Below are 13135 nucleotides of genomic sequence, written 5' to 3' on the forward strand. Positions count from 1 at the left end.
GGAGAGGATTAAGCATGGAATTTAATCCTGCACAGCTTGGAGAAAAAGAAGTGTATAAACTGCTTAGCGGTTCGGTTGTGCCAAGGCCGATCGCATGGGTTTCGACTATTTCAGAATCCGGGGTTCTTAATCTCGCGCCTTACAGCTTTTTTACTGTCGCTTCCCGCAATCCGCCCATGCTTTGCATATCAGTGGGCCCGGGAGTTGGGGAAAGAGAGGGAACAGAGAAGGATACCCTGGTGAATATACGCTCCCAAAAAGAGTTCGTCATTAATGTTGTCAATTCGGGGCTAGGGAATCCCATGATGAAAAGCTCGGAAAACCTGCCGGCGGATGTGAATGAGTTTGAAGCTGCTTGTTTGACTCCGATAGAGAGTGCCATCGTCAGTCCAAAACGCGTCAAGGAAGCCCCCATCCAAATGGAATGCAAGCTTGAACAAATCATTCCGCTTGGTTCTGACCACTTAATCATTGGACAAATGGTGCATTACCATATCCAAGACGAGTATTATCTTGGAAACTATAAAGTCAATCTTGAAAAGCTGGACCCGCTCGGAAGGCTGGCCGGAAGTTTTAGTGAAATGAAGGGGCTGTTCCAATTGCCAAACCGGTGATTAAAGAAAAAATGCTTCCCATGGAGAAAACAGGCTGTTCAAGCCTGCTTGTTCATGGGAAGCATTTTACTTTTGAGTCATTGGCTCATAAAATCGCGTTGGCAATCAACCTGTCGAATTTGCGGATGTCCACGCCTTTTTTCAAATTCACTTTTATATGGCCGGCTTTCGTCCATAACTCTACTTCTGAATTGACATCAAAGAAGCTGCCGGCATTTTCGGTGGACCACATATTGATGGATGAATACGGCAGTGAATAGATTTCAACTTTTTTACCAGTCAGCCCCTGAGCGTCCCTGACAATTAATCTTTTTGTCGTAAAAATCGCACTGTCCCTTATTGTTTTATACGCAGCGATCGCCTCTTCTCCATCAACGAGCAAATCCTTCACATCGTCGGGAATAGGGCATTCGGAAATAAACGTCCATGCTAAAATTGCTTGTGCAGACATTAATAGCAGCCTCCTGTCATTTTGATTTCCTTTGTACTCAGTTCTTTGTATAAGGGGAAAACTCCTCTTTTGTTTAAAAGAAAAAAACTAGCAAAAAATCTGCTAGTTTTATTCCACGACTTTTATATAAAAATATAGGTCCTGTCCATCCTTGTGCGGTTCTGCGGCAAGCTCATAGCCATGCCTGACCGCTTCTTCAGGAACGTTCCGGAACGATTGCGGGCAATCGGCAATCACTTCCAGCACTTCTCCGATTTTCATCTCTTTTAGCGCATCCAGCGCATAAATGACGGGATACGGTCAAGGCTCCCCGCGAATGTCCAATGTGTAGTCAATATCAAGTTCTTGGTTCAATGCATTATACCTCCTTTGCTGCCAATGGTCTTGATTCTTCTATTTTAATTCCTTTCCCGTAGCGGAAGTGTTTTTCCCACCAGCTGGAGAGAAGGAACCATAGTGCAAGCATGGCCAATGTCCCGATCAGGGCACCGGTTGCTCCCCACGTTTCAATCAGGTTCACTTTCGGCCATCCTTCTGCAAGTGCATTGAAAATTCCGAGATGGTCCCAGCCGTAGGCCAAAAGGGTCGCGCCGACGATATTGCCTGCTCCCACAACCCAGAAGAGCACTTGGCCTTCCATGGCCCGGTACATCATGCCCGTCTCGCACCCTCCTGCTAGAACGATTCCAAATCCAAATAAAAGACCGCCAATGACTGTACTTGGAGCGGCGACTTTAATAATCTGGACAGCACCTGTTTGGATATAAATAAAGGTAAGGACGACACTGATGATCATTCCGACAGCGATGGCTTTCGACATGATGGCACGCCCGCTGATCCACATATCACGGAAAGCAGAAGTAAAACAGATTTGGCCGCGTTCAATCAGGATTCCGAAAAGCGCACCGGCAATCGCTCCAATCGCCAGAAGGTTTTTACCTGTTGCGAATAAATAAATGATAATTCCTATATACGTACAGGCAAACATCCAGCCTAAAACCGGCTGAATCCTGGTATTCTTGGCCGCGGATCTTTTCACTGCTTTTCCAGTGCTTTTTCGCAGATTGGGCTTTCCCCGCCACCATTTCGTGTTCACTACCTTGACGCCCAGGTAGGTGCCAATAGCAGTCGTGACCATGAAAATCCACGCATGGAAAGAGAATTGCGGCACCCCAGTAAAAAACGCCGCCAGGTTGCAGCCAAGGGCAAGGCGGGCGCCGAAACCGGCAATGATCCCGCCGGAAAATCCCTGGACAAGGCGCCGCCTTTGTCTCGGGAACCGAATCTTAAAGCTGTTGCTTAACAAGATGGTGATCAAGGCCCCGGCCAGCATCCCAATCACGATCCAGCCATCTGTCCGGCTTAGGGGCGTACCTTCCAATCCTACGAGCTGGAAGTAATCCCATTGCGACACATCTACTCCAGCCAACTGCAGGATATGTCCACCCAATCTTGTAAACTCTCCGGTAACGGCCCAAACGGTTGCCGTCAGGCTAAAATACAAGGCGCTCACCAGGCCAGCGAGCCCTAAAGCAACATAGGGATTCCAATATTGATTGAATATTTTGTTGTAAAGCTTCACCTTTGAGGTCCATCTCCTTTCGTTTGCATTTCAAGGCCAAGCATCAAGATAGTGTTAAAACTTCATATTTTGCAGCCAGCTCAATAAAGTCCGCCATGGAACTGATTTTTCCAGCTGTCAGCTGCTCCTGAACTTCATAGAAGTCAACGCAGGTTTTGCATGCCAACACGTCGACCCCTTTGGATTCAAGTTCTTTTAGGTGGAGAGAAACAAGCGAGCGTTCTGTCAAGGTGAAAACTCCGCTGTTCATACAAAAAACTGCCTCGGGCAGCTCCTCTTTTTGCTTAAGGATTGTGAAAAAGGTTTCCAGAATCCCTTCGCCTAATTCTCTTTCTCCCTTCCCAAGCTGGTCAGATGCAAGTAATATCACTTTATTCTTCAAATTTTCACCCTCCCTGAAATCATAACCCCATTTTAGCAAATGTAGGTGGGGGGACCTATCGGGATTTTGGATGGATCAGGGCATCAAGTTCAGTTTTTATCGATAGCAGTTTCGTTTTTCAAAAGTTTCTTACACATGGAAGGAAAATGCGGGATGTTGTCCTAGTAAAAGTGGGAGTCTTGCAATACTTACACTGCTATGTACCATTCTTGGGAATATATTATGAGAGGAAGGATTTCAGTTCCCTGGAAGAGGCTATTGAAATTGCCAATGATGTTAAATTTGGATTAAGTGCTTGGACTTTCACCAACAAAATTCAGAAAAAGCTTTACTTTATTGAAGATATGGAGGCACGCCTGGTAAGGGTAAATGCAGAAAGTGCTGGTGTTGAGCTCCAGGCTCCTTTTGGAGAAATGAAGCAATCCAGCTCCCACTCAAGAGAGCAGGGACAAGCGGCCATTGAGTTTTATACATCCATTAAAACTGTTTTTGTGAAAGGGACCTAACTCATTAAAAAATTGCTCTCCAAACGGGGGCAGTTTTTTATTTTCCAGTCTGCAATTAATTATTGAAATTTTCCAAATAGAATGGTAGATTGGAAGTGGTAGTACCACAGTACCTAAAAGCAAATGAGGGGAAATTATGAGACTTAAGAACAAAGTAGCTCTTATTACAGGTGCAGGATCGGGGATTGGCAGGGAATCTGCTTTATTGTTTGCCAAAGAAGGAGCTCATGTGATTTGTGCTGATGTAAATGAAAAATCAGGAATCGAAACAGCAAATCAGATCTCCGAGAATTCTGGAAGTGCAATCTATCTTAAGCTTGATGTTACAGATGAATGCAGTGTCAATAAAATGGCAGACGAAATTGAGAGACGGTATAAGACGATTGATATTCTGTTTAATAATGCAGGAATCAGCGGGATAGGCCAGCTGCATGAGACATCACTTGACACATGGCGCAAAGTAATGGATGTAAACGTCAATGGGGTCTTTTTAGTGTCAAAGGCAATTGTTCCTTTGATGATGAAAACAAAAAGTGGTTCAATTATTAACATGTCATCCTGTATTGCAGAAATAGGTCTGGGGAACAGGGCTTCTTATGCAGCAAGCAAGGGGGCCATTCTATCTTTGACAAAGTCGATGCAGGTGGATTACGCACCATTCAACATAAGAGTCAATGCCTTGATGCCTGGAACCATATATACCCCTTTTGTAGAGGATTACCTATCAAGGGATCCAGACCCAGAGGCTGCCATTGCAAAAATTAAGGGCCGGCAGCTTAGCGGAGATTTAGGCAGCCCCCTCGATGTAGCTAATGCGGCACTATATCTCGCAAGTGATGAGTCAAAATTTATGATGGGGTCCCCTTTCATGATTGATGGGGGAGTGGTCAACGGAAAATCAAGTTAATTTGCTATTTATAATCTGTGATAACTAAAGAGTGTTAGGAGGAGTTAGTGATGAAATTCTTGACTTTTAAGAAGGACGGGGAACTAAAGCTTGGTGTAAAAATGGACAATGGCATTTTAGATGTGGAAAAAGCCGCTGCCATCTTTAATATAGATGTGCCAAAAACGATGGACGAATTAATAAGGCTTGATTTCCTGAAGGATTTTGACTTGTTGGTAAAGAATGCGGTTGATAGTCAGGACAGCCTGTTTGTCACTGAAGAAGATATCCAATATGGTCCTGCGGTACCGAACCCTGGAAAAATTATTTGTGTAGGGCTTAACTATCGGAAACATGCAGAAGAATCCAATATGCCAATCCCTGAATATCCAATTCTTTTCAATAAGTTCAATAACAGTATTTCTGGACATAAGGATGTGATTACTCTTCCCTCTAACTCCAAAGAGAATGATTATGAGGCGGAGCTGGTTATCGTAATTGGTAAGGAAACCAAAAATGTATCTCGTGAAAAGGCGTTGGAGCATGTATTTGGATATTGCAATGCAAACGATTTGTCTTCCCGCGACCTGCAATTCCGCACACATCAATGGCTTCTGGGCAAAAGCCTGGATGGCTTCAGCCCTATTGGACCATATTTAGTGACAAGCGATGAAGTAGGAAATCCCAATCAGTTAGCTATTAAAGCGACTGTAAACGGGGAGGTTCGCCAGGATTCCAACACATCAGACATGATTTTTTATTGCGATGAAATAGTGAGCTATATTTCCAAGCATATGACATTAAGCCCAGGAGATATCATCTTAACCGGTACTCCAGCAGGGGTTGTTTTTGGTTATCCAGAGGATCAGAGAGTCTACTTAATGGAGGGAGACCAGGTAACGATTGAGATTGAGAAGCTGGGCCAGCTTGTAAATACGTTCAGGCAGGAATCTTAAGGAGCAAGTAAAAGAGGCTGTCCAAGAGTGCCAGACACCATTGGACAGCCTTTTTAATTCTAGTTCACTTTGCCATAGAATTGCTTTGCTCTTGCAAAATTCAGGTCAATAGCTTCTTTTACACTTTTGATATCTTTATTCCTAATTGCTTTTATTATCATGGTTCTGCACTCTATGCTGTTTTCCCACGCCCCGGGGATATTTAATATTTTTAACATGGACTCATGACGCAAGTGAACGATTGTCTGCATCAGTTTGCTATATATTTTGTTGGTACTACAAAAACCCATGTGAAGGTCAAATTCATCCAGAAACGCCTGGAATTTTTCGTTATTTTTGTCTTTTATAGAAAGAGACTTAAGGCTGTTTAGAATGTCCTCCAACACTTGAATTTGTTCCTCATCTATATACTGTGAAGCTTCCATGTAAACTTCTGATTCAATTAGTTTTCTGGCGGCATACACTTCGTCCAGATTATGGATTTCATTGAAATACATCCATGAAATCGTTTCGGCAGGTATCGGGGATTCTCTTTCACTTACGAAGCTTCCTTCTCCAGGCTTAATCGTGATAAGTCCAATCAGAGCCAGTGCGCGCAGCGACTCACGGATTCGACCTCTGTTAACTCCAAACTCTTCTGCCAGCTGTCTTTCATTGGGCAGTTTATCTCCTGGCTTTAATTCATTGGAAGTTATCCAGGAAGCCATTTGCTCCATCACCTGTTCAGTTACCGTTACTCTTTTAATCGGATTAATTTGTACCAAATTGACGCCTCCTAAATTATAATTTTGGTACTACCAGAATACCACTTAATTGTGCAGATGAGAAATGATATTTCATTTCAAAAATAAATCCTTTAGTTTAGTAAGAGAATTGTCAGAAATTTTTATTCCTTAATTTTTTTAAATATTAGAAAATTTGTTGAAAAAGCGATTATCATGTGGTAGCATTTTAACTGTGGTACTACCAGAGACACAACTTGAAAGCGCTTAACTAAAAATAAGATTAACAGATCATTAAAAAGTAGAATAGAGGAAGTGATATGTAATTTTGCTTATTGTGGTATTACCATACCACCATCTAATCATTGTGATAAAAAAATGATAACTTTGTTACATACGAGGGGAATGAAGCAATTTGAACGGTAAAGTGTTTCGAACTATTATTATGAAACCTTCAGACAGTGTTGCAGTTGCATTGGAAAATATTCCTGCCAATAGTAAAGTGGCTGTGCAGTTTACTTTAGAGCATTCCAAGGATATCACTGTGCAGCAAGAAATCTCTTTTGGACACAAATTCGCTGTCCAGCCAATCAAAAAGGGGGACGAGATTATCAAGTACGGAGAAGTCATCGGGAAAGCAAGCAGCGATATCGCGGAAGGTGAGCATGTCCATGTCCACAACCTTGAGGGAGTAAGAGGAAGGGGGGATAAAATTGGTTCAGCTAAATAGCGGAAAGTTTTTAGGTTATCGAAGACGCGATGGCAAGGTTGGGGTGCGTAACCATGTCCTCATTTTGCCGACAATTACATGCGCCACTCAGACTGCACAAAGAATCACGGAGTTGGTCCATGGAACAGTAACATTCATTCATCAACATGGTTGTGCCCAGGTTGGAATTGATTATGAACAAACATTCAGAACCTATGTTGGGATGGGCAAGAACCCAAATGTTTATGGGGTGGTAGTACTGGGATTAGGCTGTGAAACCCACCAGGCAAGAAGTGTGGCAGCAGAAATTGCCAAAAGCGGAAAGCCAGTTGTTACGATTTCCATCCAGGATCATGGAGGTACCTTAACCACCATTGCAGAGGGAGCAAAAGCAGCTGCCAAGCTTGTCCAGGAGGCATCGTCCCAGATAAGGGAATGGTGTGATTTTAGGGAATTGATCATTGGAACGGAATGTGGTGGTTCGGACGCTTGCTCTGGTCTATCAGCCAATCCCGCAGTAGGCGCTGTGAGCGATATGGTTGTTGAGCATGGAGGTACATCCATTTTGGCTGAAACGACAGAGTTAATTGGAGCCGAACATCTTCTGGCCAACCGGGCAGCAAATGACCATGTGGCAAAACGTGTCTACGAAGTGATTGGAGCTATGGAGAACCGTTCCATTATGATGGGAGTTGATATAAGAACTGGGAATCCGAGCCCGGGAAACATTGCGGGGGGCTTAAGCTCTCTTGAAGAGAAGTCGCTGGGTGCTGCAAACAAAGCAGGGAAGAGCACGTTAAAGGAGCTCATTGATTACGCAGAAGAGCCTACTGAGAAGGGGCTAGTGTGGATGGATACGCCTGGACATGATATTGAGCAATTAACCGGCATGGTGGCTGGAGGAGCACAGGTGGTATTATTCACTACCGGAAGAGGCACCCCAACAGGCTCACCAATTGCGCCAGTGATAAAAATTTCTACGAACACTGGAATATTTGAAAGGATGCACGACAATATCGACATTAATGCCGGTACGATTATCGAAGGAAAAGAAACGGTTCAGGAGGTAGGTCAAAGGATTTTTGATGAAATTGGGTTGGTCAGCTCAGGAAAACTCACAAAAGCAGAAATTCTTAAGCAGCATGATTTCGGTATTTGGAGAATAGGGCCTACGTTTTAATTAAGGATAATGAGCCAGCAGTGATTCTAATTTATAAACGAAGAGGGGTTTTTGCATGAGAAGATTAGTCAAATGGTTTTCCTTTAGCCTTACGGCAATGTTGGTATTAGTCACGGCTGCCTGTTCTTCAGAACCTGAAACGTCATCAACTGAGGCCTCCGCTGAAGGAGAGAAAATTGAAATCAATTTGGCATACGGAAACCAGCCAGGAGAGCCAATCGATAAGCTGGCAAACAAGTGGAAGGAATTAGCGGCTGAGAAAAGCGGCGGACAAATTGAATTGAAGCTGTTCCCAAGCTCGCAGCTGGGTTCAGAGAAGGATGTAGTAGAGCAGGCGACAATGGGAAATAACGTCATTGTTATGGCAGGATATGACTTTTTGATGGACTATGTCCCGGATGCAGGAATATTGACGGCCCCATACTTGACGGACAGTATCGACGACTTAATTTACTTGACTGAAACAGATTGGTTTAAAAATGATATTACCAAAGCATTGAATGATAAAGGAATTGAAATTGTGCAGGGTAATACGGTTTACGGTGAACGTCATCTTTTAACGAATAAAAAGGTAGAGACGCCAGATGACTTGAAGGGCATGAAAATCCGCGTTCCAAATAACCAGATGTCCATTGCTACTTTTGAAGCTTTAGGCGCAACTGCTACTCCGACCCCTCTGGGAGATTTATATACTTCCCTTCAACAAGGGCTGATAGATGGCGCAGAAAACCCGCTTCCGGTTCTTCAAGGGGTAAAGGCACAGGAAGTATCGAAGGAGCTTTCTCTTACGGGACACCAGAGGTTCATAACTTCCTGGATTGGCGGAAAGTCTTTTATTGATACTTTACCGGAAGACGCCGTTAAAATCTTGAAGGAAACAGGAGATGAGGCGGCAAAATATGCCAGAGGCGTTTTGGAAGAAGAGAATGATAAAGTCCTTGCAGCATTTAAGGATCAGGGCGTAACGATACATGAAGTGGATGTTGAGCCTTTCAAGGAGAAGGTTCAGGGAGTTTATGAAAAGTTTCCGCAATGGTCTCCGGGATTGTATGAAAAAATTCAGGATGAACTAGCAAAACATTAAGCCTCGAGCGGTGTATAAGCCAATTATACACCGCTGCCCCTTTTTAATATTCGGCACCTGCCAGTTATTTTACTAAGTGAAGAAAAATTCTACTGATATTTTTATAGGGGGTTAGGTTATGAAGTGGTTTAATGCCATCGATGACGTTATTTCAACCATTGCACTTTTAGTCATCATTTTATTGACGGGGATTAATGTGTTAATGCGATTCGTTTTTAGCAATCCTATCCCATGGGCTGAAGAAGTGACCATTGGAATGTTTATCTGGCTTGTATTCATTGGGGTTAGTTCAGCCATGAAACGTGAGGGCCATATCGGCGTGGATTATTTCGTAAACAAGATGCCAAAGCCCCTGCGCTTAATCAGCGAACTTGTACGAGTTGCTGCAATGTATTATGTATTGATTTTCGTATTTGTCATTTTGGGTTATCAGCTGACCTCCCAGGCGGTTAACAAAGTAACCCCTGTCCTTGCAATCAGTTATCAATTCATTGATATGGCTGTCCCAATAGGCGGATTGCTTACAGCCATCCATTTTACAAGGATACTGCTGAAGTCCCACCGCAAAAATTCTGAAGAACTGGGGGGCTCATAAATGGCTTTGACAGTCGTATTGTCCGTATTAGTCCTTTTATTTCTATTAAATGTTCCCATATCTTTTGCCTTAATTGTCAGTACAGCTGTTTATTTTTTATTCAATGACAATTTTACCAACGTGGTTCTTATCCAAAGGATGGTGGGAGGGATTGAGTCTGTTCCGCTGCTTGCGATTATCTTCTTTATCACTGCAGGAATACTGATGAATTATACCGGCATAACAACCAGGATGTTGAGATTTGCGGAAGTAATTACTCGTCCGCTTCCAGGATCGTTGGCCCAAGTGAATGTCATTCTTAGTACTTTAATGGGTGGTTTATCAGGCTCTAACATAGCCGATGCAGCCATGCAATCAAAGGTCCTGGTCCCTGAAATGGAGAAAAAGGGCTATAGCAGGTCCTTTGCCACAGTTTTGACTGCTGGGACATCTTTAATTACACCGATTATCCCGCCAGGAATTGCCTTGATTATGTATGGATACGTAGGGAATGTATCCATTGGACAATTGTTCATGGCAGGTGTATTACCGGGGATTGTTCTCTGCCTGATTTTTATGATTTATGTTCATTTTTATGCCAAAAAGCATAGTTTGGAAACAGAAAAACAAAAAAGAATTACATTAAAGGAATTCCTAATTACTTTTAAAGATGCTTTGCTTGCGCTCCTTTTGCCTGTCATCATCATCGGTGGTATTCGGTTCGGTGTATTCAGCGCGACGGAAGCAGGAGCGATCGCTGTATTTTATGCACTTATGCTGGGGCTTATCATTTATCGGGAAATGACAATAAAACAGCTTATCAAGGCGCTGGTCGAAACCGTACATACCGCTGCCTCCATTCTAATTATCATTGCTGCAGGCTCTGCCTTTGCCTGGGTTTTAACATTGGAGCAGTTGCCTCAGAAAATGACAGCCTTCATGGTGGAATACATTTCTTCACCAGTATTGTTCTTCCTGATTGTCACTGTTTTTCTATTAATCATTGGGATGTTTGTAGAGGGAAATGTTTCAATTATTATCCTAACCCCTCTATTTATGCCAATGTTGCAACAATATGGCATCGACCCAGTCCACTTCGGTATTTTCTTTATTATGTGCATCAGTATCGGAACCATGACACCTCCGTTGGGAACAATAATGTTTACGACATGTTCTATTACCAAGACTAGGATAGAAGATTTCATAAAAGAAAGTGTATCCTTCCTGGTTATATTGATAGTCGCTACATTATTAATCGCGTTTATTCCCCAAATTTCTCTATGGCTTCCTCAGAATTTCTCATAAGTTTAGTAATCCGGGGCGGGGTAGCATTCCCGCCCTTTAATATGTTGACCGAAGTGTTGGGCATAAAAAAGAGCCCTTCAATAGAGAAGAGGCTGTTTAAGATACCTTTTTGCCATGTGCAATGTGACCGCTAAAAAATTATTCGTTAACACATATCAAGGTCTTGTTTGTATAAAAGGTATTACTATTAAAATACTCTGGTGTGTTCATAAAGGCGACTTTTTCTGTAATATAGGAGGAAGTATCTAATTCCCCTTTATTTACACATGAAATTACATATTCGAAATCTTCCCGAGTGGCATTTCTACTGCCTAACAATGTCAATTCCTTTGAGTGGAAATCAGGGTCGCTGAATGTAATATGATCCTTCACAAGACCCACATAAACAAGTTTTCCGCCGTGGGCAACAAAATCGAAAGAACTCACCATAGAACGCCTGTTTCCTGTTGCATCAATTACCACTGTCGGCAAGTCCCCATTATTCATCGCTGTTAGTTCTTCGACTGTTCGGTCAGAGGGCTTAATGACGATATCACACCCAGACCATTGCTGACTATAAGACAAACGAGCTTCATTAATATCCATAACAATGGTTTTAGCGCCTTGCAGTTTAGCAAATTTAGCCACGCCCAAACCAATGGGTCCTGCCCCGATAATAAGTACCGTTTCTTTCTTTGAAATGGCAGCCCTTCTAACAGCGTGTGCGCCAATGGAGAGAGGCTCTATGATTGCTCCTTCTTCTAACGATAATTGGTTCACTTTGATTACCTGGCTTTCGGGTAATACAATCAGTTCTGCCATTCCACCATCGATATGTACACCAGCCACTTTCATATTGGTGCAGCAATTGGTCTTGCCTTTATTGCATGCTATGCATTTTCCGCAATGCATATAGGGAATCACAGAAACTCTATCTCCAGGAACAATGCTGCTGACATTAATGCCTGTCTCTTTTACAACACCAGATAATTCGTGCCCTAACACACGAGGGTACTGAAAAAAAGGCTGGTTTCCGGAGAAAGCATGAATATCCGTACCGCATACTCCTATTCTCTTCACCTCTAGCAATACTTGGTTATCTTTAACAGCAGCCGGGTTATCCAATTCTTCTATTTCCATATTTCCTGGCCTATGACATACGATGGCTTTCATGACTTACACCCTTTCCTGAACAAAATGAAAGCATATTTTAAAGAGGAAAACGTTTTCATACTTTATGTTATCATCAATAATAGTAATAAACCTTACGTATTTTGCTTATTTTATATCATATTTTGATATTTGAGTTGAGGTGCTTGATTATGGTAAAGATAAAAAAGGTTTCAAACAGTGACTCTCTTTTTTCTTTGACGGTTATCTATCAGGATACGAAAAGCCCAAATCGTGAACGCCCCGAGCATATCCATGATGATTATGAAATCGTGTATGTTTATGAAGGCAAAGGGACTTTTTTTATAGATGACTTTTTCTACCAAATGCAATCTGGTGATGTATTTATCATACCTGCCAACACTATACACAGAGCAACCCCGGATCATTTAGATCCTGTTAATTCCAGCGTCGTTTTCTTCGGTCCAGAATTATTCTTTCCTACATTAATAGATGATTCATTTTCCTATTGGCACCTATTTGAAATAATAAAAAACGAAAGAAAGTATAAAATATCCCTTTCCCTGGAGCAGCAAAGAAAGTTTAAAACACAAATGGAAAGGTTAAAGGATGAACTTGTAGAAAATAAGCTCGGCTCGAGGCAGGCCTCTTTGCTGATTCTTCATGAGATAATCCTTTATTTACACAGAACGTTGATTGAGAGCGCTGTAACCATTAATCTTCCTCACACAAACAGCCCGGACTGGGTGAAAGAAATATTAGGATATATTAACCAAAATTTAAACAAGAAATTAACCCTTACAGACCTTGCCCAGCAGGCATTAGTCAGCACATCGCACTTTAGCAGAGTATTTAGAAGATCAACTGGAATGAGATTGACAGTCTACTTGAACACGAAAAGAGTGATTAAAGCTCAAGAACTTTTATTGGCAACAAGTCTTTCAGTTTCTTATATTGCAGATCTATGCGGTTTTGAAAGCTTGACTCATTTTCATAGAGTTTTTAAGAAATATCTAAAGTCCAGTCCATCCCAATATAGGAAAGGCAAAAGAGGTTTTTGATGAATACAGGAGC

15 protein-coding genes and 1 pseudogene are annotated in these 13135 nt (G+C 42.3%); 10 read left to right on the forward strand and 6 right to left on the reverse strand.

Features of this window, described 5'->3' with window-relative positions:
- The first annotated feature begins 14 nt into the window (after positions 1-14).
- Positions 15-614 carry a flavin reductase family protein gene (locus tag ADU22_RS14210; protein ID WP_053362748.1) on the forward strand — a complete coding sequence of 200 codons (600 nt, stop codon included), beginning with the start codon at positions 15-17 and terminating at the stop codon, positions 612-614.
- A gap of 85 nt (positions 615-699) precedes the next feature.
- Here ADU22_RS14210 and ADU22_RS14215 read toward each other — a convergent pair whose 3' ends face one another.
- From ADU22_RS14215 to ADU22_RS14225, 4 genes are all read right to left on the reverse strand, one after another.
- A complete protein-coding gene (locus ADU22_RS14215) occupies positions 700-1065 on the reverse strand; it encodes a PH domain-containing protein (protein ID WP_053362749.1) in 366 nt (121 codons plus the stop codon).
- 108 nt (positions 1066-1173) lie between these two features.
- Positions 1174-1353 carry a sulfurtransferase TusA family protein gene (locus ADU22_RS24310; RefSeq protein WP_231687959.1) on the reverse strand — a complete coding sequence of 60 codons (180 nt, stop codon included), beginning with the start codon at positions 1351-1353 and terminating at the stop codon, positions 1174-1176.
- Between the two features lie 70 nt (positions 1354-1423).
- The gene (gene yedE / locus ADU22_RS14220) at positions 1424-2647 is read right to left on the reverse strand and encodes a selenium metabolism membrane protein YedE/FdhT (RefSeq protein WP_053362750.1); all 1224 of its coding nucleotides are present in this window, start codon (positions 2645-2647) and stop codon (positions 1424-1426) included.
- Positions 2648-2690: 43 nt separating this feature from the next.
- Positions 2691-3029: a DsrE family protein gene (locus tag ADU22_RS14225; RefSeq protein ID WP_053362751.1), complete on the reverse strand. Its 339-nt coding sequence runs from the start codon at positions 3027-3029 to the stop codon at positions 2691-2693.
- Positions 3030-3271: 242 nt separating this feature from the next.
- Between ADU22_RS14225 and ADU22_RS14230 the strand changes: the two are divergent.
- The 3 genes and pseudogenes from ADU22_RS14230 to ADU22_RS14240 all read left to right on the forward strand — a co-directional run.
- Positions 3272-3535 (forward strand): annotated as a pseudogene (locus ADU22_RS14230) (aldehyde dehydrogenase family protein); the annotation flags it as partial.
- A gap of 136 nt (positions 3536-3671) precedes the next feature.
- The gene (locus tag ADU22_RS14235; RefSeq protein WP_053362753.1) at positions 3672-4442 is read left to right on the forward strand and encodes an SDR family NAD(P)-dependent oxidoreductase; all 771 of its coding nucleotides are present in this window, start codon (positions 3672-3674) and stop codon (positions 4440-4442) included.
- Positions 4443-4492: 50 nt separating this feature from the next.
- A complete protein-coding gene (locus tag ADU22_RS14240; RefSeq protein WP_053362754.1) occupies positions 4493-5377 on the forward strand; it encodes a fumarylacetoacetate hydrolase family protein in 885 nt (294 codons plus the stop codon).
- Between the two features lie 59 nt (positions 5378-5436).
- On the opposite strand, the gene ADU22_RS14245 is transcribed toward ADU22_RS14240, so the two are convergent.
- Positions 5437-6141: a FadR/GntR family transcriptional regulator gene (locus ADU22_RS14245; protein ID WP_231687891.1), complete on the reverse strand. Its 705-nt coding sequence runs from the start codon at positions 6139-6141 to the stop codon at positions 5437-5439.
- A 403-nt stretch (positions 6142-6544) separates the two neighbouring features.
- Here ADU22_RS14245 and ADU22_RS14250 point away from each other — a divergent pair, with 403 nt between their 5' ends.
- The 5 genes from ADU22_RS14250 (at position 6545) to ADU22_RS14270 (ending at position 10951) form a co-directional block, all read left to right on the forward strand.
- On the forward strand, positions 6545-6829 hold the full coding sequence (locus ADU22_RS14250; RefSeq protein ID WP_053364584.1) for a UxaA family hydrolase: 285 nt from the start codon (positions 6545-6547) through the stop codon (positions 6827-6829).
- Positions 6813-7988 (forward strand): UxaA family hydrolase, encoded by a 1176-nt coding sequence (locus tag ADU22_RS14255; RefSeq protein WP_053362755.1) that lies wholly within the window; start codon positions 6813-6815, stop codon positions 7986-7988. The genes ADU22_RS14250 and ADU22_RS14255 overlap by 17 nt, the downstream gene beginning before the upstream one ends.
- A gap of 55 nt (positions 7989-8043) precedes the next feature.
- Positions 8044-9072: a C4-dicarboxylate TRAP transporter substrate-binding protein gene (locus ADU22_RS14260; protein ID WP_053362756.1), complete on the forward strand. Its 1029-nt coding sequence runs from the start codon at positions 8044-8046 to the stop codon at positions 9070-9072.
- A 118-nt stretch (positions 9073-9190) separates the two neighbouring features.
- Positions 9191-9667 (forward strand): TRAP transporter small permease, encoded by a 477-nt coding sequence (locus ADU22_RS14265; protein ID WP_053362757.1) that lies wholly within the window; start codon positions 9191-9193, stop codon positions 9665-9667.
- The gene (locus ADU22_RS14270; protein WP_053362758.1) at positions 9668-10951 is read left to right on the forward strand and encodes a TRAP transporter large permease; all 1284 of its coding nucleotides are present in this window, start codon (positions 9668-9670) and stop codon (positions 10949-10951) included.
- 138 nt (positions 10952-11089) lie between these two features.
- Here the strand turns inward: ADU22_RS14270 and ADU22_RS14275 are convergent, their stop codons facing one another.
- The gene (locus ADU22_RS14275; protein ID WP_053362759.1) at positions 11090-12103 is read right to left on the reverse strand and encodes a zinc-binding alcohol dehydrogenase family protein; all 1014 of its coding nucleotides are present in this window, start codon (positions 12101-12103) and stop codon (positions 11090-11092) included.
- 149 nt (positions 12104-12252) lie between these two features.
- Here ADU22_RS14275 and ADU22_RS14280 point away from each other — a divergent pair, with 149 nt between their 5' ends.
- Positions 12253-13122, forward strand: coding sequence for an AraC family transcriptional regulator (locus ADU22_RS14280; RefSeq protein WP_053362760.1), 870 nt, complete (start codon positions 12253-12255; stop codon positions 13120-13122).
- Positions 13123-13135: the final 13 nt, after the last annotated feature.

Source organism: Bacillus sp. FJAT-27251, assembly GCF_001273925.1.
Lineage (GTDB): Bacteria > Bacillota > Bacilli > Bacillales > Cytobacillaceae > Mesobacillus_B.